This window comes from Vibrio navarrensis, assembly GCF_015767675.1.
Taxonomy (GTDB): domain Bacteria; phylum Pseudomonadota; class Gammaproteobacteria; order Enterobacterales; family Vibrionaceae; genus Vibrio.
In genome coordinates, this window is the sequence record NZ_CP065217.1 from 1,213,216 (window position 1) to 1,234,731 (window position 21,516).

Here is a 21,516-nt window from a genome sequence, read left to right on the forward strand (position 1 = left end):
ATGGACTATTTAATTCCTCAGTTTCATGACTACCTCAATGAAGATGGTGAGGTCGATGTAGCAGGATATACATTTTCTCGTGACAACATCCTCAAGGAGCTTGAGGAGGAAGGTTATAAAGAAGCCTTTGCCGATTGGTTGCAGCAGCGACAGATAGAAAATCTAAGTCGGGCTGATGAAATACTTAATTTGCATGACAATCGCGCACGCTTTAACAGGCTTAAAGAAATATACGCTCGAGGCGCAGTTATTCCTTTTGTTGGTGCTGGTATGTCAATGCCAAGTAACTACCCTGGCTGGACAAAGTTTCTTTATCAAGTGCTAGATGAAACAAAAGTCAGTAAAGTGGATTTTGATGAGGCGATAGCAAAAGGACAGTACGAAGAAGCGGCGCAAATGCTTAGTGATGCTTTACCAGCGGGCTGCTTTCTTGAACATGTAGAAAATGCATTCGGCGGGAATCAAGATATTTATGGAGTTGTTCAACGCTTGCCGCAAATATTCAAACAAGCAGTGGTAACAACCAATTTTGATAACGTGCTAAATCGTTGCTACGAAAACGCTAACTTTAACTTTGATGAGGAGTTACTTGGCCCAAATGCTGAAGATCTACCAAGGGCTTTGGGAGAAAACAGACGAGTTCTGGTAAAGCTGCATGGCAAAGCAAACTCCTCCCGCAATCGCATACTAACCAAAGACGAATATGACAAGCACTATCAAAATGAGCAGGCATTAGAATCTGTCATAGAGGCGATCAGCAATCGTACACTATTGTTTTTGGGTTGTAGCCTGACCGTCGACCGAACGATTCAATGCTTAAAGCGTATTATTGGTAATAAAGATCCTGAAAATGTGCCTCGTCACTATGCTTTCTTAAAGCTCAATGAGGGTGAAGATAGGATTGCAAGAAAAAATCAATTAGGTGAGGCAAATATTTTTCCTATTTGGTATACCGATGATCATGATGAATCATTAGAAGCCTTACTGGAAAAACTCACAGAGGGAGTAAATCAATGAACGAAGAACAACTCGAAAGCCTCTGTTTAGACTGGTTCCGCGAAGGTGGCTGGGATGTTTTGTATGGCCCTGATATTGCGCCAGATAGCGACAACCCACTGCGTAATGACTACGTGCAAGTGGTATTGGATGGTCAACTTCGAGCGGTATTTGAAACGATCAATAAACACCTTCCTGCCGCACAGATAGACCATTGCTATGAGCAGTTTAAAGCGATAATTTTAAAGCCAGAAAGCTTGGATTTAGTCACCAATAACCGCGCATTTCACCGATTGTTATTGGAAGGCGTGCCGGTTGAATACAAAAAGGATGATGGAGAGTCTGTTTCCGATCATGCTTTTATCATTGATTTCGATAACCTAAGCAACAACACCTTTTCAGTCGTCAATCAGTTCACCATTACAGGCACTAAACAGCCACGCAGACCTGATGTTATTTGTTTTATCAACGGCTTGCCAATTGCTGTGCTTGAGCTGAAAAGCCCAAGCGATGAAAACGCCGATATTTGGGATGCCTTTAATCAGCTGCAAACCTATAAAGATGAGATTTCTGATCTGTTTGTTTTCAATGAGGCGTTAGTCGTCAGTGATGGTTATACCACTCGGGTAGGCTCACTAACGGCCAACCAAGAGCGGTTTATGCCTTGGCGCACGATTAAAAATGAAGATGATAAACCGCTACTGGAGTGGCAGCTAGAAACCATGGTTCGCGGTTTCTTTGACCGCGAGTTGCTGCTGGATTACATACGATTTTTTGTATTGTTTGAAACAGACGGTGAGACGATCATCAAAAAGATTGCCGGTTACCACCAGTTTCATGCCGTGCGTGAAGCGGTAAAGGCCACGGTCATTGCGGCGCAGCACATCGATGGTGTAACTGAGAAAAGGGCAACTTATGCTGATGAAGTTGTACCTGGCAGTAAAAAAGCCGGTGTGGTTTGGCATACTCAAGGCAGCGGCAAAAGTATTTCAATGTGTTGCTATGCCGGTATGTTACTTCAGCAAAAGGCTATGAATAACCCAACGCTGATAGTCGTTACCGACCGCAACGACTTAGATGGCCAGCTGTTTGCCACGTTCTGTAATGCCGTGGAGCTGTTAAAGCAAACCCCTGTGCAAGCCAGCGACCGTGACGCGCTGCGCCAATTACTGGCAGAGCGTGAATCGGGCGGTATTATTTTTACTACAGTGCAAAAGTTTGCGCTTCTGGATGATGAAAATCACCACCCAGTATTGAATGGCCGACACAATATAGTTGTTATCTCGGATGAAGCACACCGCAGTCAATATGGCCTTAAAGCAACACTGAGTGCCGATGGCCAATATAAGTTTGGTTATGCCAAGCATATGCGCGATGCCATTCCGTATGCTTCTTTTATTGGTTTTACTGGCACACCTATTTCAATCGATGACAAAGACACCCGCGCTGTATTTGGTGGTTATGTGTCTATCTACGACATTCAAGATGCCGTAGATGATGGCGCAACTGTGCCTATTTATTATGAGTCACGCCTTGCCAAGCTTGATTTGAACCACGCTGAAATCGCCGAGTTGTCCGCTCAAGTTGATGAAGTGGTCGAGGATGAAGAGGACGTTAGCAACCGTGAGAAAACCAAAGGGGAATGGAGCCGTCTTGAAAAGCTTGTTGGTGCGACGCCTAGATTAAGCCAAGTTGCGGCGGACTTGATCGAGCACTTTGAGACACGCAATGCCACTATGGATGGTAAAGCCATGATAGTGGCCATGAGCCGTGATATCTGTGCCCACCTCTACAATGAGATTATTGCATTGCGCCCCGAATGGCATTCGGATGACCCTGAAAAAGGGGCGATTAAAATTGTGATGACGGGCAGTGCATCAGATAAGCCATTGTTGCAACCGCATATCTACAACAAGAAAACCAAAAAACGTTTAGAAAAGCGCTTTAAAGATATGAATGATCCACTGAAGCTCGTCATTGTCAGGGACATGTGGTTAACGGGGTTTGATGCGCCTTGTTGTCATACCATGTATATCGATAAGCCGATGAAAGGCCATAACCTGATGCAGGCAATTGCTCGGGTTAACCGCGTGTTTAAAAACAAGCCTGGCGGTCTAGTCGTTGATTACATCGGTATAGCCAATGAGCTTAAGCAAGCTTTAAAAACCTATACAGACTCTAAAGGTAAAGGCGAGCCAACACTCAATGCAGAAGAAGCGTTTTCCATTCTTTTAGAAAAAATGGATGCTATCCGTGGCATGTTCGGTAAAACACCAAAATCCGATGGTTTGGACATATCGGGGTATGAAACACAAGCGCACAAACTATTGGTGCCTGCCGCTAACTATGTGCTCGGCTTAGACGATGGTAAAAAGCGTTTCTTAGACTTAGTGTTGGCAGCGACGAAATCTTACTCACTATGCAGTACGTTGGATGAGGCTAAAGAGCTAAGGAAAGAAATCGCCTTTTATTCAGCCATTAAGGCCGCTATCAGCAAATTTACCAGCGTAGATAGAAAGCGCACTCAGATCGATAAGAACTCGGCACTGAAACAGATTCTAGATAATGCAGTGATAGCCGAAGGCGTTGCTGACGTGTTTGCACTTTGTGGCTTGGACAAGCCCAATATTGGCTTGCTATCGGATGAGTTTTTAGAAGACGTGCGACAGATGCCGGAGCGCAACTTAGCCATTGAGTTACTTGAAAAATTACTCAAGGACGACATTAAGGCGAAAACACGTAATAACGTTGTGCAAGAGAAAAGATTTGCTGAACGCTTGCAAGAAACGCTTAGAAAGTACAATAACCGCGCCATTGAAACAGCTCAGGTCATTGAAGAACTTATTCAAATGGCCAAAGAGTTTCAGCAAGAAATGATGCGCGAGGCTGAACTGGGGTTAAATCCAGATGAAATCGCGTTTTATGATGCACTAGCCAACAACGAAAGCGCAGTGCGTGATCTTGGTGATAAGGTCCTAAAACAGATTGCCGTCGAAATCACAGACAAACTCAGAAAATCGACCACGGTTGACTGGCAAGTTCGTGACAGTGTTCGCGCTAGATTAAAAATACTCGTACGCCGTACTTTACAACGCTGGAAATATCCACCAGACAAAGCCGCTGAAGCTGTCGAGCTTATTTTGAAGCAGGCTGAGACGTTGTCTAATTCATGGACGAAATGACTTTCAACTGCTTAGCTTAGTCCAGGTAACGGAGAGGCTGCCTTTGGCGGCCTCTTCTATATGCTCGCTCCACCAGCACATCATTGGCTTTCTAATCCGTGTGGTTATAAGTACTGAGAACTTAGTTTATCATCGACGTGAGCTAGGGTCTTTTCTACCGAGTTAGAATCAAAACCTTGCTCGTTGAGTAGAGGGTATGACAAAGGACGTAAATATACTCAGTGGATAAAAGTAGCAGATTTTCCGGTCAACGCATTAGATAAATGAGCGAGAGCAGATGGTGCGAAGAATTGAAAGTTTGGTGTGAAACACGAGCTACATCTTAATTCACCCGAAGTAGAACAAACCAAAGCACGGATGGAGCAAACACAATGAACGCTAACACAACTCGTGACATCGATATTGTTGAGCTGATGGCGCTGTGCGAAACCAGTACCTTGCAAAAAGGTATCCAGCTTTCACGCAGTGGCGCGGTGCGCAAACTTACCATGATGGGAAATACCGCTACCGCACAGGTGAAAGGCAGCAACGTCTATCAAGTGAGTCTCGATTTCACGGGTGATTTGGTTGCTGCGTGCACCTGCCCAGCTGCGCAATATCAACGCTTGTGCAAGCACAGTGTGGCAGTGGCGATGTCTCTCATAGAACAGCCACAGCTCAATCAAGAGAGTGAGCGAGAGACAATCAAAAAACACCTGCAAAGCCTCGGTGAAGAGACTAGGCTAGAGATGCTGCTTGATTACCTAGAAGAAGACGAATACGCATGGAATGCGCTACTCACGAAAATCGAAATACGTGAAAAGCCAGCGGTGTACGGTGAGTTGAAAAAGTTAGTTACCCAAGCCTTACCACGGGAACAGTTGTGGGATTGGCGAGAGAGCCATGCCTATTTTCATTCAGCAGAAGACCAGTTGAGCATGATCATTGAGTCGATGCAAAGCCTTGATACAGAGCAGCAGTGGAAGCTCATCAATTACCTTGTGGAAAGGCTGAATAAGGTACTCGAACAGATCGATGATTCAAGTGGCGATCGTTTTGGCATTGAAAGCCTAATTAATGAGCACATGCCTAACATGCTGGCAAAACTTAATTGGAGTGAGCAAGAAAAAGCGCATTGGATGTTTGAGCGTTTAACCCAGCATGAGTTTGATGTGTTCCCGTCGATTGAAGAGGATTTTGCCGTGGTGTGGCAAAACAACACGCACTTCCTCGATTTATGTCGACAAGCGATTGAACAAGCTTCACCAGATGAGAGTGGTTGGAATTTAAGATCATGGGCCAATCCACTCATTAAACAAAGCCCAAATTGGCGTGATGTGGTGGCCATTAAGCAAAAAATAGCGCGAACGTGCCGAGACTTCTTAGAAATTGTTGAGATGTATATCGACAACCAAGCGCTATTAGAAGCCGAGTTTTGGTTGGCGAAAGCGCGCAAAATTGCGAGCGAGTATGAACGGCAAGCGTGTGATCAGGCGCAGTTCCGCCTTTATGTTGAGCTTGGTGAAATTAAATCCGCTTGGTCGCTGGCCAATCGCCTATTAGAAGGATCACCCAGTTTTCAGCGTTATAAAGATATGGTTCAGTTTAAAGCGAATTACTCAGTGGATGACGTTGAGTTTCTTTCCCGTGTTGAGCAGTTGTTTAAGAATTCCTATCGGCTGCCAGGCCCATTTAACCGTGTGTCTGAACAAACCGATGCCTTGGTGCTTTTCTATATCGACAACCAGCAATTTGACCAAGCGTGTGAATGGGTGGCAAGCAATAAAGTGTCCACCAATGCGTTGCTAACATTGGCTGATCTTGTGGTGCATGATAAGCCAAACCATGCACTCAGCTACTACCTTCGCGTTGTCACGTTGCAGATTGAGCAGACGAGCAATGAAGCCTATGCCACAGCGTTAACGCTTTTACAAAAAATCGAAGAATTGCTTAAATCGCACCCTACGGAGTTGGCGCAGTTCTATGTTGAAATAGCTTCGTTGGCACAAAGTTATAAACGTAAGCGCAATATGCTGACGTTGTTAAAACAACACTACGCCGCCTATTTATAACCTGTTGATATAGGAAAGGCTTTAAATCGCCTACTTGCATTCCAACAAAGAGACGATCACCTAGGAGGTTCATTTGAATCATCGAGTTGTGTTTACCGGTGGACCCGGGGCGGGCAAAACCTCCGTTATCGAATATCTCAATAACTTAGGTTACCCAAGCGCCCCCGAAGTGGGGCGAAAAGTCATCCAAGCACAAATGCAAGCTCAAGGTAGCGCGTTACCTTGGTTGGACAAATTGGCCTTTCGCGACCAAATGGTGGCTGAAGAAATCAAACACTATGACGACTTTGGGCATGCGGTAACCACTTTTTATGATAGAAGCATTATTGACTGCTATGGCTACAGTAAGCTTGAAAACTTACCCATTTCGACGCTTTTATCCACGAAATGTTGTGAGTTGAGGTATGACCGTAAGGTGTTTATTTTCCCGCCGTGGGAATCGATCTATAAAAATGATCGAGAGCGAAAGCAAGATTTTAAAGAAGCCGTTGCTACGTATCGCGAAATGGTGAGTGCCTACACGCAGTTTGGTTACGATTTGCTTGAAGTGCCGATGGTCTCCGTTCGAGAGCGAGCGGAATTTATTTTAAACAACCTCAAACCCTAATCTTTAGTATGGCGTTATGCCTTGGGGAGAAGATGGATAAGCTCATTGCCCTCATCAAAGAAGACCGAATGAGAACAGAGGCGTTAGGCCATGTGGCCGAGTTATCATTGCCTCAGTGCTATATCGCCGCAGGCTTTGTGCGAAATTTGGTGTGGGATTCATTACACGGTTTCGTCACTCCCTTGAATGATGTTGATGTGATCTACTTTGATCCCACAGAGTCTAACCCCGATGCTTATCTGCAATATGAAGCGCATTTGAAGGCGCGTATGCCGCAGTTCAATTGGCAGGTTCGCAATCAAGCCAAAATGCATCTTCGTAACGGTGATGAGCCGTATCAAAGCGCGGTAGACGCCATGCGTTATTGGCCAGAGAAAGAAACGGCGGTGGCCGTTCGGCAAGTGGCGGCAGATCACTATGAATGTGTTTCGGCTTTTGGGCTTGAATCTCTATTTCGTGGGTATATCACGCACAATCCAAAGCGTTGTTTGGCAACGTTTGAACACCGCGTCACTTCAAAAGGATGGGGGGCCCGCTGGCCTAAATTAGTGGTGATGTCGTAACAACAAGGTGCTGCTTGGGCTTGCCTTTACCGTGATGCTGCTGACTCTGAATCTGCATCAATCATTTCTATCAATTCATGGAGTGGAGAGAATAATGGAAGCAAAAGAGGTCGTTTTAGCCTATTGGCAGGCGATGAAAAGCAGTGATTTTGCCAAAGCCAGTGAATATACCCAGTAGACAAAATTGCAGATTTTCCGATCAATGCTGTAGAAAAGTGAGCAAAGAAAAGAAAGTGATGCTTATAGAGGTAAAAAACTTCAGGAAATCTTCTTAACATCATGGTTTTTATGACGATTTTTTCACAGTAATTAATGTGATTTAGGTTCTATTTTTCATAGTTTTCTCAAAGTAATACCAGAAGTAATACTTTTTGATCTTCGATTCAATAATTGTTATTAAAATCAATGAATTGATGGATCAATCCTGCTGTCTCACTCCCGCCACATTCTAAAAAAAGACGTCCTAGGGCGTCTTTTTTTACGCCTTAAGATTATCAAAATCAATGAGTTATGTCCGAAAGTGTCTAGTGTTGTTCTACACTATCCGCGATTTAGGTGTAGTTTAGATAGTATGAAGGTTCTTTTATCTATCTAACAACATACACTCCGCACTTCGGTTTACGCTTAGAGTCTCATCCATTTATGACGATTGTGGCTTGGTATCAAGTCACAATCGCCAGATATGTTCATATTAAGTGCCACAAGCCTAATTTGTCCTACATGGCCTAGTAAAACAAACAACGGAACACGCTTTGGTTACTCAGTAATAATATTTTTCAGCCTCGCAAATGTCTTCATCGAATCGTTAGCGGGCATTAACTCGTAATCTGGGTTATTCGCTTTTAACCAGTAGCGCCCTTGTGCATCCTTCTGTACGACACGCAACAGATACTGATTCTCGCCCGAGCTATCTTGGATTTCGATTGCCATGGTGTTGCCAGTGATGGAGCCAGCGGATATTGGCGTCACAAACTCGAGTAACAGCAAATCGCCATCTAATATGGGTGTTTTGCCCCCGTTCATGGAATTGCCAGAGGCTCTGGCTAAGAAATGTTTTTGAGCATTGAGGTTAGCCATGTCGACGGACATGTGTTCAACCTCTTCATGGGAGCCAGTCTTAAAATGACCACAAGCAATCTTGAGGTTTGGGTAGTAGGGCAACAAGGTTCCTTCATTGGCAGCCTCTGCTTGAGTGGTCGGTTGCACTACCGCTTGATGTGTCTGTTTAGGTGGCCTGTCTGAATATTGAGCAAGTTGTAGGTCCACGAGCTCTTTGACAAAGTCATGGAACGCTTGCAAGTGCGGTGGGGCAACATCAAGGTCTGCTTTGAGCTTTCCGTCGACAAGCTTAAACCAAGCGCGACTCTTGGTTTTGTTTTCACCTAAAAACGCCTTGATAGGGTTACCGCGCCAATATTTTAGCCATGCCGGAGAATCTGCGCTTAGGCGTAGGTTGTCCTCTGACAGATCGGATGCCTTTAGCTTGGGATAACGAGAGAGTACGTGCCAACTTTTACTAGCGAGCACTTCGATACTCGGGGCATCTCTGAACCCATCCAGTTCGAGGTAGGCTTCAAGTAATATCGCTTTAAAACTCTTGTTCATGCTCGCTTTTTGGATGGCGTTGGCAAAGAAGTCACGATGCTCGCGAACGAGGTAATCTAACTCCGGATCCTTGTCCATACTTGCGACCAGCACTAGCCAACTGCCGTACTGCCTGTTCACTTTGGCAAGGTCGTAACCCGCTCGGTAATACTCGACCGCACGAGGGCGATGGCCCAAGTGATTGGTCAAATCTTCAAACTCTTCTTGAGCTGAATAGCGAAGCTGCTTGGTCAGCGTTTGCCAAAAGTCGATGATTTGCGGATCAATGTTGGTAAAACAACCTTTGCCTAACTCGGGCCGTGTTTGTGACTTTCCACTCAGTTGTTCAAGTGAGCTTGATGCGCTGATCCCTAAAATGTCTTTCTTGTTCAAAAACGAGCGATGGTTGCCAATGAAATCCAACACCACCAAGTGTGATTTGCTCTTGTGACGACGAAGTCCTCGGCCCAATTGCTGAATGAAAACGATGTTGGATTCAGTTGGGCGCAGCATTAACACAGTATCGATTGAGGGCAAATCTGTCCCTTCATTGAACAGATCAACCGAGAAGAGAACGTGTATTTCTCCTTTATCCAGCATGCTTAACGCTTCATTACGACGAACGGAGGAATCACTGTGTACAGAAAGCGCCTTCAAGCCTTGATCTGCAAAAGTTTGATTGAACTGCTGCGCCATAAAATCCGCGTGCTTTTTGGATACACAAAACGCCAAGGTGCGAGTTTGTTGCCTGTTTTGCCAATGTTTGAAAATATGTTTGGCACGTCGTGTGGTTGCAAATTGGGCGTCAAGGGCGGTGGGGTCAAATTTGCCATTTCGCCATGGGATCTCTTGATAATCGACCGAATCATCCCAAATGCCGTAGTAGTGAAAAGGCACCAGAATTTCATCATCGATACCATGCACCAAGTTACGTTCAAAGACTAAGTTGTCGTGGCAAAGTGAGAGGATGTTCGCTTGGTCTGTCCGTTCTGGAGTCGCTGTTAGCCCAAGTAAAAATTTAGGCTCGAAGTAATTGAGAATATTGAGATAGGTTTTGGCGCTGGCATGATGAAACTCATCAACCACGATGTAATCAAAATGATCGGGCGAAAAGTGTTTGAGGTGTGCTACTTTACCCAAAGTTTGCACTGAGGCAAACAGCATCTCTTTGTTTCTTTCTTTGCTCTTACCGTGATAGTAGCCTGCGGATTTTTGCGGCCAAAGTTTCGCGAAAGTCATCAGTGCTTGAGTGAGGATTTCTTCGCGGTGAGCAACGAACAGAACGCGTTTCGCTTCCAGTTGTTTGGCATCAAACGCAGATAACCACGTTTTCCCCATGCCAGTGCCCATCACGACCAAACCACGCACATTACCTTTTTGACGAGTCTCGTTGAGTTGTTGCAATGCCTCTAGCTGTGCCGAGTTGGGTGAATATTCTTCATCATCCAATAGCGTTGTGTCACCGACTGCTGAAAGCTTGGGTGGTGTTCTTCTTTTGATGTAGCTGTCAATCCATTCATCCGTCAGCAATTTGGCAGATTGATGATGAAACAGTTTGTCAAACTGGGTTCGGATATTGCGAAACTGCACCGCTTGAGGGGAGTTGTCTGGCTGCTGGTAATCTAAACGCAGGCACCACTCATGGGCATCGGTGAGTGCGGTTTTACTGATGTTGTTAGAGCCAATAAAAGCGGTTCCTTGGTAAATGGACCGAGCTTCATCGCTGCGAACAAAGATGTACGATTTGAGGTGAAAACTGCGGTTATTGGCTTCAAAAATCTTAATTTCTATCTCATCCCCTTCTAATTCAATCAGAGAGCGCAACGCAATAGGATGAGTAATGTGCAGGTAATCTGACGTAAGGATGCGCAGCTTTAAGGGCCGCTGGTGTGACTTTTTACGTTCAATCGCCTCGTGAAGGCTTGGCAGAAGCAAATCTAGGCCAGAGGGTTGAATAAAGGAGACGGCAATCTCTATTTCGGTCGCATGGTTGATCGCGTGGATCAACTGCGGCAGCAGAGGGTCTTCACCACCGGTGGTCAATAGGCTGTCTTTAAGAGTAAGCGACTGATGTGACATCTACCGTTTCCTAACTATCGTCTAACCAGGATGGCGTTGAGCCATTGTTCCGATTCTCGACCCGGTCTTACGTCTGAAGTTACCCAAGTTTGCTGGATCGCTAAAGGCGATTCAGTGAGTGTTGCTTGCAGCTTATTTTCATCCATATCGGTAAAAAAACGTCCGTTGCGTATATGAGCTGCTTGGCCATATTTGAATGAGCAGTAAAAGATACCCTGCGGTTTTAATAGCTGGCTGAGTGTGAAAAAGGTTGCGGCTAACTCTTCGTCTGGTACATGCAGCAAAGAGGCGCACGCCCAAATGCCATCAAAGCTGTTGGGCTCAGCGTGGAAGGTATCAAACTTGGCATGGATGACGTTTTGTTCTAAATGGCGAGAAGCGAGTTCAACCAAGGCTTGATTGGCGTCGAACGCCGTCACTTTAAAGCCTAGATCTTTGAAATGTTTGGCATCACGGCCAGAGCCACACCCCGCATCAAGAATCGCACCATGCGGATTAAGATGAGGAAGAAACTGGTCATACAGTTTCTGAACATCGACGCTTACGGTCGACTCGAAGAAAGATTGAGCGTTCTCAGTGTAATATTGGTCGGTGATGTTCATAGAGCGTACTGCCATCGCAATGAAAGTGGTTATTTTGCACTATCTGCTAGGCTTCTTCTAGGAACTACTGCCGTTTGCGTGACATTAAGCTATTGATTCTGTTTAAGAGAAATTATTCGGTGTTATTTCAGGTAGCCACTAGTCAAGGCTGCCTTTTTGGGCTTTATGCTGCTCAATGGCTTGCCACGAGGAAGGCTCTCCTTCCAGTGTTAGCGGATACACCACTTTATCCGGTTTAGCATAACTGAGGCGATGCAATCGCTGCGTTGAGTGATAGCTATCGAGCCCGGAAATGGTGACGAGATCGAGCGATTCTATATCGACATAACCATCTGGCATCATGGCTTTTTGTGCTAGCCAAAGACGGTCAATTTCACCAATCACAAGCTCGGTCTGATTCGCCGCAATCGTGATGCGCTCAACCAAACGCATGCCCATTTTCAAACGGCTCTGCTGCACAAACGGTGCAGGAAAGTCGGGGTCGTATTGAGCGCAAAGCCCAACCATATCAAATTCTGATTGGTTTTTTTCATACCGAGCGGAGGTTTGGTGTGCTTGCAGGGCAATATCAGCCGAAACGGCATTAATGGTGTAATAGCCGCTGCTAATAATATTCTCTAGGGTATGTCGCTCAACAGAATGTGGGCGAGAGATAAAGCCAATCAGAGCAGGTGAGGAGCCTAAATGAATCACAGAACTGACGATAGAGAGATTCTCGTTTCCCTCGGCGTCTACTGTACCAATCAAGTTTGCGCTTTTATAGCCAACCACCGAATTGATCAGTTTGACGCGGCTAAGTTGGTCCATGCTTTTGATATCGTGTTGATTTAGCATCATAAGTTGATTATGCACCCTAAATAGGAGCGACCCTGCTGCACTTGAGCAGAGTTGCCAGTCATCCTTTTGGTTATTTTGGCATGATCACAGAATCAATCACGTGGATGACGCCGTTGCTCGCCTTCACATCGGTTGCCACCACATTCGCATTGTCGACCATGACTTTACCGCCATAAACCTTAATCATCACATCTTGGCCTTGTACTGTTGTGGCTTTACCTAGCTTAATCACATCGGCTGCCATCACTTTGCCCGGCACAACATGGTAGGTCAAAATGGCCACCAGCTTGTCTTTGTTTTCTGGCTTGAGCAGCGTTTCCACGGTTTCTTCTGGCAATTTGGCAAACGCCTCATCCGTCGGGGCAAATACGGTAAACGGGCCGTCACCTTTCAGTGTTTCAACCAAGCCAGCCGCTTTCACCGCAGCGACCAAGGTCGTAAACGAACCATTTGCAACCGCGACATCAACAATATCGGTTTTCTTCATTCCATGATTGTGAGCTTGGGCCGATGACAGCATAACAAGGCTAGCCAACAAGGTGGTCATAGTAACTAACATGCGTTTTAACATACGTACTTTCCTCTGTCATGATTTTGCAAACGTTGGTTTCCATTCAATCGAGGGAATTGTACGGCAACACTCTTTTAACCGATCAATTGATCGTTTTAGATAAAGTGGCGGTATCTATTCTCAACCAACAGCGAAGGAGCAAGAAATGGCAATCTCATTAACCTGAACTCTGGATAAGAAACTGAGCTAGCAGAGGAACTAATTGCTCGTTCCCTGATCTGATCATTCGACCAAAAGGAACAGATACCTCCAAGGAACGAGCATGGACAAATTAATTGAAACCTTCTGTGATGGCGATGATTTCTGTCAGTTGTTTATTGAGCCGTGGCAACAGCAATTCATCGAAATCGGTGAACTCAAGCGCCGTAGAGCCTGTAAGCTATCTCCAACTGAGATAATGACCATCCTTATTCACTTTCACCAATCCCACTATCGAGATTTCAAGAGTGACTATTTGCTCTATGTGTGCCGTAATCTGACCAAATACTTTCCAAACCTTTTAAGTTACACGAGATTCCTTGGTATGACGGCTAGCGTAGTCGTGCCAATGTGCAGTTATCTGACATCAAAGCTAGGTAAGCCTACGGGTATGCAGTTTGTAGACTCGACCAAGATTGAGGTTTGCCACATCATTCGAGCCAAAAGAAATAAAGTGTTTGAAGGTGTTGCCTGCCATGGAAAGGGGACGATGGACTGGTCTTTCGGCTTCAAACTTCATCTGATCATCAATCACCTAGGTTCCACCAACAGCGGGAAAACGTCATTGCGAGAAATCGTGCTCGATGACGACCGAGAGCTTAGTACAGGATTTAGGGTTGTTTATATGGGAACGAGCGTAATAAATTGTGTTTGATAGCAGCAATAAGCAGAGGTTTTTACGCGCCGCCTATTGCCACTGATTAGTTAGACTTTATCTTGTGGCTATCATTATCTCTTGCCGCTACTTTTTCTTGAATTGTAGAGCTAATTTGACTAACTCATCCAATTTTAATGTCAAAGTGTCCATGCCGTTCACATTGCCGCCAGCCAATGCGGCGTTGTTTTGCGACAATGAGGTAATTGACTGAACGCTTTGACTCATCTGAACTGCAACGGTAGACAGCTCTTCGACAGAGCTGGCGACTTGGTGATTGCGATCATTAATACTGACCACCATATGAAGAGCATCACTCATCGCTTGACCAGAAGCCGTTGCGGTTTCTACACATTGTATTGACAGCTGTTTGCCTGTTTGAATACTGCTAACTGCATCTAAGGTTCCTTGTTGGATCTCATTGATAACGGTCTGAATTTCCGTTGTTGAGATCTGTGTACGTTGAGCCAGAGCTCTCACTTCATCGGCCACTACTGCAAAGCCACGCCCTTGTTCACCTGCGCGAGCCGCTTCGATTGCTGCGTTGAGCGCCAGTAAATTGGTTTGCTCCGCAATACCACGGATCACTTCCGATACCGCCCCTACTTTCTTGCCGTGATGTTCTAAATCCGTGATCACTTTCGCCGCACTTTCTAATTGAACCGCCAATTTTTCAATCGCATTGATGGTTTGGTTTACCGAATCCATGCCAAGTTGGCTGGCCGCTTGGGCATTTGCAGCCAATTCGGAAGCGGATTGAGTGTTACGGCTCATATCTTCAGCGGTTTCACTCATCTCGTGAACTGCGGCGGCGACTTGCTCGCTTTCACAGGCCTGTGCATCCAAGTTATTTAATGTGATTCGTGATGACTGGCGAGTATCTTCCGCCATGCTCGAGAGTTGACTCCCGCTATCCATGATCCGATTGATCACCGCATTGAGTTGACAGCTTTTCATTTGAAAAGCCATTTCAATTTCCGCAAGATCGTCCTGATGACCTGTGTAGATATATTGCATCATCGGATTGTCGTAGCATTTGCGTGCCGTAGCAGTTAAGGCTTCCAAACGGCGTGTCAGCAAATATAAACAGGCAATGATTGCACCCGCACATAAGCCCATGGCAATCCCTGAACCAATCCACAGAGATGAAATATAGCCTATAAGAGTGAGCAGCAATGTTGCTATGCTTGTTCGTTGAAATAGGCTTAGCCTAGGTAAGCGCATGATAAGTGGTGTTTTTTCATCTTTTAATTGCTGATAAACTTGCTCTGCTCTCTCTACGTGTTCTCGATTAGGGTAAGAACGTACCGATTGGTACTCAACGATTTTACCCTTCTCTTTAATTGGGCTAACAAAAGCATTTACCCAATAATGGTCGCCATTTTTACAGCGGTTTTTGACCATGCCCATCCAAGAGTTGCCTTGTTTTAGGTGGCTCCACATATTGTCAAAAGCTTGGCTTGGCATATCGGGATGGCGCACGAGATTATGGGGTTGACCAACGAGTTCATCGATGGTGAACCCCGAAACTTGGCAAAATTCAGGGCTAGCATAGGTGATAATGCTGCTTGGTTGAGTGGTGGAAAGTAAATTGTAATGAGGTGGAAATTGCACCTCTTTATTGGTGATCGGCTGATTGATACGCATAACAGAACCCCATAGTGTAATTATCTAAAAATGCCAACCCAATAATGTCTCATAAGTGAGATCTAGCTATTTGTTGTCACCATTTAACTATAGATGAAAATTAATTAATCAAAATCAATTTTTGCGCAAGTTGATCAAACCGACTTTCAGCCGCTAATTCAGCCGCTAATTTAGCCATAAACTGCCTTACACAACTTACCTCATAACCAGAGTAGCTGTGTTTGCTGCTCTTAAAGCCCTGCAGTGAATGGTTGAGGTCTGACATACTGTTGAGGTTTGTCATCTCCTAGAAGAGCCGTCATTGTGAGAGCATGATTGTCGGTGTCATTCGCTGCGCGTTTATCACCTTAGCTACGAAAACTCATCAAGAGTCGGAAGAGTTCAACGCCTGAAGAGAATGATATTGCTCAAGCAAAGAGAGCCACTGTGCATTGACGAGTATGGCGCCCTTGACTGTGATAGTATGAGTTCGACAAAAATTATCTCCCCGCTGCAGTGCAACACTGGCCGAGTTGGTTATCTTCTTTGTCCTTGAAGTTACAGCGGGATGGCTGGCTTTCGTTCACCGAGTCGCCAGCCCGGCCCAATAACATAAGTCAGTTTATTATCATGGAAATAATCAGAGCCATTGTTACTCCGAATGACTAGACCGAATTTCATAGAGAACTCTTCAATGAACCAACAAGTTAATAACCCGCTGCACGGCTTAAGCCTAGAAAAAATCGTTACCCGCTTAGTAGAGCACTATGGTTGGAGTGGCTTACATCAGCGCATCAACATCAACTGCTTTGCCAGCGATCCATCGATGAAATCCTCGCTCAAGTTTTTGCGTAAAACGCAATGGGCGCGCGATAAGGTTGAGGTGCTGTATATCTCCACCTTTAGCTAATCACTCGTTCCATGAAGTCGCGAGCTTTTTATTTAAAGCGTGATCAGAGTACTCCGAGCTGACGTAAAACTCTGCATAAATATACCCAAACTGCTTGAAGCTGTACCTCCAAGTAGTTTGGGTATCACGGATAACCACCACAAACCGACGGATAACCGAACCCTATGAATAGCCCATCCTTAGTGATTTTTTACGATGGACAATGCCCGCTCTGTTGTAACGAGATGCGCGCATTAAAAGCGCAGGATAGCCAAGCGCGGATTATGCTGGTGGATGTGTATGATACGGATGCGATGTGCCGCTACCCATCGATCGACAAACAACACGCCTTGTCTATCTTGCACGGTATCGATCAGCAAGGCCAACCGTTGTATGGTTTAGATGTGACTGTGCTGGCGTGGCGTTTGGTCAATCGACATCGCTGGCTTTTCATCACTCGTCTGCCGATTTTAAAAGGGATCAGTGACCGCATTTATCTGCTGTTTGCCAAACACAGAATGCGTATCTCGCGCTGGTTTGGACAAACCAACTGCCAAGATGGTATGTGCCAAAAGAAAATAGAGTAGAGACATTGAATTTTTAGCATGCCATGTCGCAACCGTGATCATCAACCTAGCACCTAAAGCCGATTGCCGATAAACTTCCGCCAATTCGGTTTCATATTGTATGAAAAAATTCTGTTCAGTCATGGGCTTAAAAACCTATCTAAGTGATAGCGGCTAAGTCAATAGTAGCTAAGTCAATAGTAGCTAAGTCAATAGCGGCGAAGTGAGTGGTCGAACCGCCTTGTTGGTATCGCCCTTCAAAGCGCGGTGGCTGGATAGAACAATAAACAGGCTAGGTATGTCGCACTCTAATTTCAAATTCTTGCAAGGCGTGAACGATTTTCTATTCTCGATAGCTCGCGCCGCCGAAAAAAATTACCCAGATGACCCCAATACCACGCTGGTTAAGTTGCGGATTTTTGGCGAGTCCACCGATTCAGAAACCTACCACACCTTGGAAGCGGATGGTTGCAGCTTTGCCGAGCATAGCCACGAGCAGCTCACTGCCAAGTTGCAACGGATTATCAGCCATGCACAATTTAGCCGCGATAAATCGAAAACGTTGCAAGCCCACATCAAACACATCGATGAACTCTGCCAGTCGGCTGCGGGGTGCGATTTCACTCATCTCGCCAAACTATTGAAAGAAAAAGGGCCAAAGTGGTCGGCAGAGGTGTTTAATCAAGCCAGCAACTTAGTCAGCCACCTTGAGCACTTAAAGCAAGAGATCAACCAACTGCGCGACATGCCCATCTACCTCACGCAAAGCATTTTGGCCAACGCCTTCCGCGGTGAGCTGGTGGCGCAAGACCCAAACGACGAGCCCGCCGATAAGCTGCTTGAGCGCATTGCCAAGGCGCGCATTGAGGCCGAGCAACTGGCGAAAGCGGCGAAAAAGACCGCAAAGCAGGCCGTAAAACAAGGATAAACTAATCGAATCCGGCTTGGATCGGCAATGCATACGGCGTCGCTTCAAGCCATATCATCACCAATAAAAATCAACACGTTGGCTAACATTATGCAAAAAAATACCCTGACTCTTCCCAAGGTTTGGCATGGAGTAAAACTCTTCTTTAAATGGCTATGGCTAATTAGCCTGTTTCTATTTGGTCTTGCCCTGTATTTATTCTTGGTTCCATTAGGGATGTTTGAATACGCTTTCTCGTTATCAGAGTTAGATATTATTGAAACGTCGTTTATTGTTTTCTTGGTGATCTATTTTTATCGCTATGTCCAACTGTGCCGGCGAAGTGACGCGCCTTTGGTGCGAAAAATTATCACGCCATGGGTTCATCAAGCCTATTTGGGGTTATTTTCTATCGGGTTAGTTGTGATCGCCATTAAGTTTTTTGCTTATGACTGGGAGCAACCGGTAGAGCCTTTGGTTGAGATTATCGAATATCTTTGCAGTGTTGCCGTTTTTGGTTATAGCTATTACCGAGTGAGTAAACTGCCGAATCAACAACTATCAACAACACCAGTTGCCAATACGCAAGGAGCGGTACAATGAAATCTATCCATTACTTAACCGCTTTGCTTTTCTTGTTTGCTGCGCCAAGCCATGCTTTGATGCATTCCGATGCAAAGCCCGGCAGCGCCGAGTTTTTGATCTCTGCTTGTCAGGAGTACACCGAGCTCTACGAGAAAAAAAATCAACCACGTTTTGGGGCATTTCTCACCACTTCAAAAGAAGAGAGCTTTCTTGCCGGCTATTGCCTTGGTGCGATTATGCATACCAACAGCACATGTTATTCTTCTAGGCCGTCCGTCTATCGTGCTGCGCAAGTGATTGCCTCGATTAAAGACGTAGACCGCTATTCCGAGAGTCGCCTACTGGAGCGGGCAGTATGCCGTTAAGGAATACCAATCAGGCGGTCAAAGCCCTATTTGGACTTGAAAATAGTGAACCTCTACGCTTGAAAGCTAATGCGTATCTGCGCAACAACGTTATTCCGCCATCATCGGTTGTTGATGAAGGATTTAGCGATGCCAGTATGGGTAAGCGTAGTAAAAAATGGCTCAAATCTCAGGCGCTAGATTGCTTGTTTAACGCGCTGGTGCTGGACGGTTTTTTTAATGATCCGAAATTGGTTAAAGCAATTTTTGAAGATTCAGCAAAGCGAGTCACCAATGCCGCTCTGTGTGAGGAAGTGCTACTAAAAGCGCAAGCCGTCACTGAGGTGATGCATTTATCTCAGGCGGCGCAGCAATTTCTCAGCCAGTTGCGCGACGATGCGTTCAATTTGCGTGAGTCTCGCTTAGTTTGCCCATTTGCCGATCAACGTTTGCCGCAAGTGGATCTGGCGATGCAAAATACTGGTTTGCTGTACCAATTGCTCAGATCGCAGCGCCTTTCTCTCTCTCACAAAGAACAAATCTTGCTCTGCTGGTTAGAGCAAGATCTCTTGGCGGCAGCTCAACTCGCCGACCAAGTAGATTTGGCACTTTTACAAGGTGATATGGGGTTAGCGGAGCTTGTGCAAAAGGTTCGTAGAGAGTATCAAGAAGCGCAAAGTTTCAACGCGCTATTAAATTTCTTACCGGACTAAAAAACGCTTTTTTGTGCAGTGCACAAATCAACACTACTCCTATCAACCCAAAGGAGTCGTGTTATGAACAAAGCAAATCAGTTAGTCATCAATTATCACATCACAGAGAAGTGCAACTACGATTGCCATTATTGTTATGCAAAATGGGCAAAACCGAATGAGCTGTACCGAAATGTCGATGAGATGAAGAGAGTACTGAGCAAACTCGCTGAGTACTTTCTTTCCCCTAATCCTATCCAACAACAACTGCAATATCAGAGTGTCAGGCTCAATTTCGCTGGCGGTGAACCTTTACTTCTCAAGCAGCGGTTGACGGATGCGATTGATTACGCCATCGACTTAGGCTTTAAAGCTTCAATCATCACCAACGGGCATTTAATCAGCGATGCGTTTATTGCCGAGCAAAGCCACAAACTGCAGCTTTTGGGGGTGAGTTATGATGCCAGCCAATCTGAGGTGCAAAAGCAAATTGGTCGAATCACTCGCTCAGGCAATGTACTTTCTGCACAAAGGCTACAAGCCATTTTTCAGCAGATAAGACATCACTCACCTGCGACAGAGCTGAAAATCAACACCGTGGTGAATCACTATAATACCGAGGGTGATTTCACCGCTTTGATCGAAGCCCTTCAGCCGAATAAATGGAAAGTGCTGCGAGTTCTACCGGTATTTGATTCGATTCAAACCATTAGTGATCAGCAATTTGCGGCTTTTGTCGAGCGGCATCAGCGCGTGGCGCATTGCATGTCGGTAGAAAATAACGACTCCATGACCAACTCTTACTTGATGCTCAGCCCTGACGGTGCTTTGTTTCAAAATGGCAATGGCTCGTCAGGCTATTTTAAAAGTCGCCCTTTGCTCACAACGCCGATTGATGTCGCTTTAGCTGAAGCGGGGTTTGATGCCGCTAAATTTGCCTTGCGTTATTGAAGGGAGCCAGTGATATGAAGATTCAAAACATCACCAATAAACAGGGGGTGACAATGACGTTAATCATTACCAAAGCGCCTAGTTGCATTGTGAATAAAGCGCAGCGGCTGATTCTCAGGTTAAGAGAGCACGATATTGTGGGAGGAATGCGACCAAAAGTTATTCAACGAGACAGGCGCTGGTTGAGTTATCGGATCAATCGTAACTATCGCTTATTGGTCAGGCGCTCATGTTGCCATTGTGGCCCTTACTACTGTGTCAGCCATGCGGAGTTTGATCATTGGGCGAAACATTAATTCCTGCCAAATAGGAATGTTCTAAAGCAATAATTAATAAGAAGGTAAAAATGAATAAATTTATCGTTTATGAAGGGCTCGATGCCTGTGGAAAAACCACGTTAAGTTCGCGCTACGCACAAGAGAGAAATACCACAGTTCACTCTGCGATTCTTAAACAAGCTGAGCAGCTAAGAAAAATTATTGATGCTAACCAGTCTAAGGAGAGTGCATTACTGTTTTTTATGCTCAATAACTTTTTAAAAAGTGATGAAGTGGCGAAAGCACGCGAGTCTGGAGATGTCATCCTTGATCGCTATCTATTTTCAACCTTGGCATACCAGACCATTTTACTGGGCGAAGAGAAAGTGAAGACGATGTTTGATGCGCTTGATATTGCAAATAATATTGTGCTACCAGACGTTATTGTTTTTGTTAAAGCCGATGCCGAAACAATAAACAACAGAATTAAAGCCAGAGGCGGTGAGATTCAATGGTACGGTGATGCCATCACGCAAAATCATTGTGTGGGATCGGCCTACAAGACGATTTTTAACTGGTTTGATATTCCGATTATTGAGATTGATACATCAGAAAAGCTTGGGTTAACGGTGGAAGAAACTTACCAGAAAATGAAAGAGAAGATGGATCGCGTTGTTTATAATTAAGGCTTCAAGTACGCCATAGTTTTAAAAAAAGAGTCATTGATTTTCCACAATAATGTAGCAGGGTACAAAGTCTCTGCTACATAAATGT

Annotated in this window: 18 protein-coding genes and 4 pseudogenes; 16 read left to right on the forward strand and 6 right to left on the reverse strand. The window is 45.2% G+C overall.

The genetic code is table 11. The features are described 5' to 3' along the window. Both I3X05_RS05495 and I3X05_RS05500 read left to right on the forward strand, forming a co-directional pair. Positions 1-1,017, forward strand: coding sequence for an SIR2 family protein (locus tag I3X05_RS05495; protein ID WP_045568901.1), 1,017 nt, complete (start codon positions 1-3; stop codon positions 1,015-1,017). Further along, positions 1,014-4,178: a type I restriction endonuclease subunit R gene (locus tag I3X05_RS05500; RefSeq protein ID WP_193277789.1), complete on the forward strand. Its 3,165-nt coding sequence runs from the start codon at positions 1,014-1,016 to the stop codon at positions 4,176-4,178. The genes I3X05_RS05495 and I3X05_RS05500 overlap by 4 nt, the downstream gene beginning before the upstream one ends. A gap of 3 nt (positions 4,179-4,181) precedes the next feature. On the opposite strand, the pseudogene I3X05_RS05505 reads toward I3X05_RS05500, so the two are convergent. After that, a pseudogene (locus I3X05_RS05505) lies at positions 4,182-4,390 on the reverse strand (hypothetical protein); the annotation flags it as partial. Positions 4,391-4,549: 159 nt separating this feature from the next. Between I3X05_RS05505 and I3X05_RS05510 the strand changes: the two are divergent. The 3 genes from I3X05_RS05510 to I3X05_RS05520 all read left to right on the forward strand — a co-directional run bounded on the left by I3X05_RS05510 (position 4,550) and on the right by I3X05_RS05520 (position 7,399). Continuing rightward, positions 4,550-6,229, forward strand: a complete 1,680-nt coding sequence (locus I3X05_RS05510; RefSeq protein WP_045568899.1) for an SWIM zinc finger family protein — start codon at positions 4,550-4,552, stop codon at positions 6,227-6,229. Between the two features lie 73 nt (positions 6,230-6,302). Then, positions 6,303-6,836, forward strand: coding sequence for an AAA family ATPase (locus I3X05_RS05515; protein WP_045568898.1), 534 nt, complete (start codon positions 6,303-6,305; stop codon positions 6,834-6,836). A gap of 32 nt (positions 6,837-6,868) precedes the next feature. After that, positions 6,869-7,399, forward strand: coding sequence for a nucleotidyltransferase family protein (locus I3X05_RS05520; RefSeq protein WP_045568897.1), 531 nt, complete (start codon positions 6,869-6,871; stop codon positions 7,397-7,399). Between the two features lie 756 nt (positions 7,400-8,155). On the opposite strand, the gene I3X05_RS05525 is transcribed toward I3X05_RS05520, so the two are convergent. The 4 genes from I3X05_RS05525 to I3X05_RS05540 form a co-directional block, all read right to left on the reverse strand. Next, positions 8,156-11,062 carry a DEAD/DEAH box helicase family protein gene (locus I3X05_RS05525; RefSeq protein ID WP_193277788.1) on the reverse strand — a complete coding sequence of 969 codons (2,907 nt, stop codon included), beginning with the start codon at positions 11,060-11,062 and terminating at the stop codon, positions 8,156-8,158. A gap of 14 nt (positions 11,063-11,076) precedes the next feature. Then, positions 11,077-11,658, reverse strand: a complete 582-nt coding sequence (locus I3X05_RS05530; RefSeq protein WP_193277792.1) for a class I SAM-dependent methyltransferase — start codon at positions 11,656-11,658, stop codon at positions 11,077-11,079. 144 nt (positions 11,659-11,802) lie between these two features. Further along, positions 11,803-12,501 (reverse strand): flavin reductase family protein, encoded by a 699-nt coding sequence (locus tag I3X05_RS05535; RefSeq protein WP_193277787.1) that lies wholly within the window; start codon positions 12,499-12,501, stop codon positions 11,803-11,805. A gap of 70 nt (positions 12,502-12,571) precedes the next feature. Next, positions 12,572-13,072: a fasciclin domain-containing protein gene (locus I3X05_RS05540; RefSeq protein WP_193277786.1), complete on the reverse strand. Its 501-nt coding sequence runs from the start codon at positions 13,070-13,072 to the stop codon at positions 12,572-12,574. Between the two features lie 262 nt (positions 13,073-13,334). Here I3X05_RS05540 and I3X05_RS05545 point away from each other — a divergent pair. Further along, a pseudogene (locus I3X05_RS05545) lies at positions 13,335-13,811 on the forward strand (transposase); the annotation flags it as partial. A 201-nt stretch (positions 13,812-14,012) separates the two neighbouring features. On the opposite strand, the gene I3X05_RS05550 reads toward I3X05_RS05545, so the two are convergent. Then, positions 14,013-15,572, reverse strand: a complete 1,560-nt coding sequence (locus I3X05_RS05550) for a methyl-accepting chemotaxis protein (protein WP_193277785.1) — start codon at positions 15,570-15,572, stop codon at positions 14,013-14,015. 673 nt (positions 15,573-16,245) lie between these two features. On the opposite strand from I3X05_RS05550, the gene I3X05_RS05555 reads away from it, so the two are divergent. The 10 genes and pseudogenes from I3X05_RS05555 to I3X05_RS05600 all read left to right on the forward strand — a co-directional run bounded on the left by I3X05_RS05555 (position 16,246) and on the right by I3X05_RS05600 (position 21,428). After that, on the forward strand, positions 16,246-16,461 hold the full coding sequence (locus tag I3X05_RS05555) for a VF530 family DNA-binding protein (RefSeq protein ID WP_045568891.1): 216 nt from the start codon (positions 16,246-16,248) through the stop codon (positions 16,459-16,461). A 164-nt stretch (positions 16,462-16,625) separates the two neighbouring features. Next, positions 16,626-17,027 (forward strand): thiol-disulfide oxidoreductase DCC family protein, encoded by a 402-nt coding sequence (locus I3X05_RS05560; protein WP_045568890.1) that lies wholly within the window; start codon positions 16,626-16,628, stop codon positions 17,025-17,027. Positions 17,028-17,430: 403 nt separating this feature from the next. Continuing rightward, positions 17,431-17,763: pseudogene (locus tag I3X05_RS05565) on the forward strand (hypothetical protein); the annotation flags it as partial. Beyond that, positions 17,764-17,934 (forward strand): annotated as a pseudogene (locus I3X05_RS05570) (restriction endonuclease subunit S); the annotation flags it as partial. It lies immediately after the preceding pseudogene. A 90-nt stretch (positions 17,935-18,024) separates the two neighbouring features. Beyond that, positions 18,025-18,516: a hypothetical protein gene (locus I3X05_RS05575; protein ID WP_337970994.1), complete on the forward strand. Its 492-nt coding sequence runs from the start codon at positions 18,025-18,027 to the stop codon at positions 18,514-18,516. Beyond that, positions 18,513-18,863 (forward strand): hypothetical protein, encoded by a 351-nt coding sequence (locus I3X05_RS05580; protein WP_337970995.1) that lies wholly within the window; start codon positions 18,513-18,515, stop codon positions 18,861-18,863. The genes I3X05_RS05575 and I3X05_RS05580 overlap by 4 nt, the downstream gene beginning before the upstream one ends. Next, entirely contained in the window at positions 18,854-19,555 is a 702-nt protein-coding gene (locus I3X05_RS05585; RefSeq protein ID WP_337970996.1) for a hypothetical protein, read from the forward strand. The genes I3X05_RS05580 and I3X05_RS05585 overlap by 10 nt, the downstream gene beginning before the upstream one ends. A gap of 63 nt (positions 19,556-19,618) precedes the next feature. After that, a complete protein-coding gene (locus I3X05_RS05590) occupies positions 19,619-20,485 on the forward strand; it encodes a viperin family antiviral radical SAM protein (RefSeq protein ID WP_193167180.1) in 867 nt (288 codons plus the stop codon). 14 nt (positions 20,486-20,499) lie between these two features. Continuing rightward, on the forward strand, positions 20,500-20,781 hold the full coding sequence (locus I3X05_RS05595) for a hypothetical protein (RefSeq protein ID WP_193167181.1): 282 nt from the start codon (positions 20,500-20,502) through the stop codon (positions 20,779-20,781). Positions 20,782-20,831: 50 nt separating this feature from the next. Beyond that, positions 20,832-21,428 carry a dTMP kinase gene (locus tag I3X05_RS05600; protein WP_193167182.1) on the forward strand — a complete coding sequence of 199 codons (597 nt, stop codon included), beginning with the start codon at positions 20,832-20,834 and terminating at the stop codon, positions 21,426-21,428. Positions 21,429-21,516 lie beyond the last annotated feature (88 nt).

Coding starts and splice junctions, on each gene's coding strand:
- I3X05_RS05540 (WP_193277786.1), bottom strand. CDS start 13,072: ATGTTAAAACGCATGTTAGTTACTATGACCACCTTGTTGGCTAGCCTT.
- I3X05_RS05525 (WP_193277788.1), bottom strand. CDS start 11,062: ATGTCACATCAGTCGCTTACTCTTAAAGACAGCCTATTGACCACCGGT.
- I3X05_RS05600 (WP_193167182.1), top strand. CDS start 20,832: ATGAATAAATTTATCGTTTATGAAGGGCTCGATGCCTGTGGAAAAACC.
- I3X05_RS05575 (WP_337970994.1), top strand. CDS start 18,025: ATGCAAAAAAATACCCTGACTCTTCCCAAGGTTTGGCATGGAGTAAAA.
- I3X05_RS05585 (WP_337970996.1), top strand. CDS start 18,854: ATGCCGTTAAGGAATACCAATCAGGCGGTCAAAGCCCTATTTGGACTT.
- I3X05_RS05595 (WP_193167181.1), top strand. CDS start 20,500: ATGAAGATTCAAAACATCACCAATAAACAGGGGGTGACAATGACGTTA.
- I3X05_RS05495 (WP_045568901.1), top strand. CDS start 1: ATGGACTATTTAATTCCTCAGTTTCATGACTACCTCAATGAAGATGGT.
- I3X05_RS05500 (WP_193277789.1), top strand. CDS start 1,014: ATGAACGAAGAACAACTCGAAAGCCTCTGTTTAGACTGGTTCCGCGAA.
- I3X05_RS05580 (WP_337970995.1), top strand. CDS start 18,513: ATGAAATCTATCCATTACTTAACCGCTTTGCTTTTCTTGTTTGCTGCG.
- I3X05_RS05590 (WP_193167180.1), top strand. CDS start 19,619: ATGAACAAAGCAAATCAGTTAGTCATCAATTATCACATCACAGAGAAG.
- I3X05_RS05560 (WP_045568890.1), top strand. CDS start 16,626: ATGAATAGCCCATCCTTAGTGATTTTTTACGATGGACAATGCCCGCTC.
- I3X05_RS05535 (WP_193277787.1), bottom strand. CDS start 12,501: ATGATGCTAAATCAACACGATATCAAAAGCATGGACCAACTTAGCCGC.
- I3X05_RS05510 (WP_045568899.1), top strand. CDS start 4,550: ATGAACGCTAACACAACTCGTGACATCGATATTGTTGAGCTGATGGCG.
- I3X05_RS05520 (WP_045568897.1), top strand. CDS start 6,869: ATGGATAAGCTCATTGCCCTCATCAAAGAAGACCGAATGAGAACAGAG.
- I3X05_RS05550 (WP_193277785.1), bottom strand. CDS start 15,572: ATGCGTATCAATCAGCCGATCACCAATAAAGAGGTGCAATTTCCACCT.
- I3X05_RS05555 (WP_045568891.1), top strand. CDS start 16,246: ATGAACCAACAAGTTAATAACCCGCTGCACGGCTTAAGCCTAGAAAAA.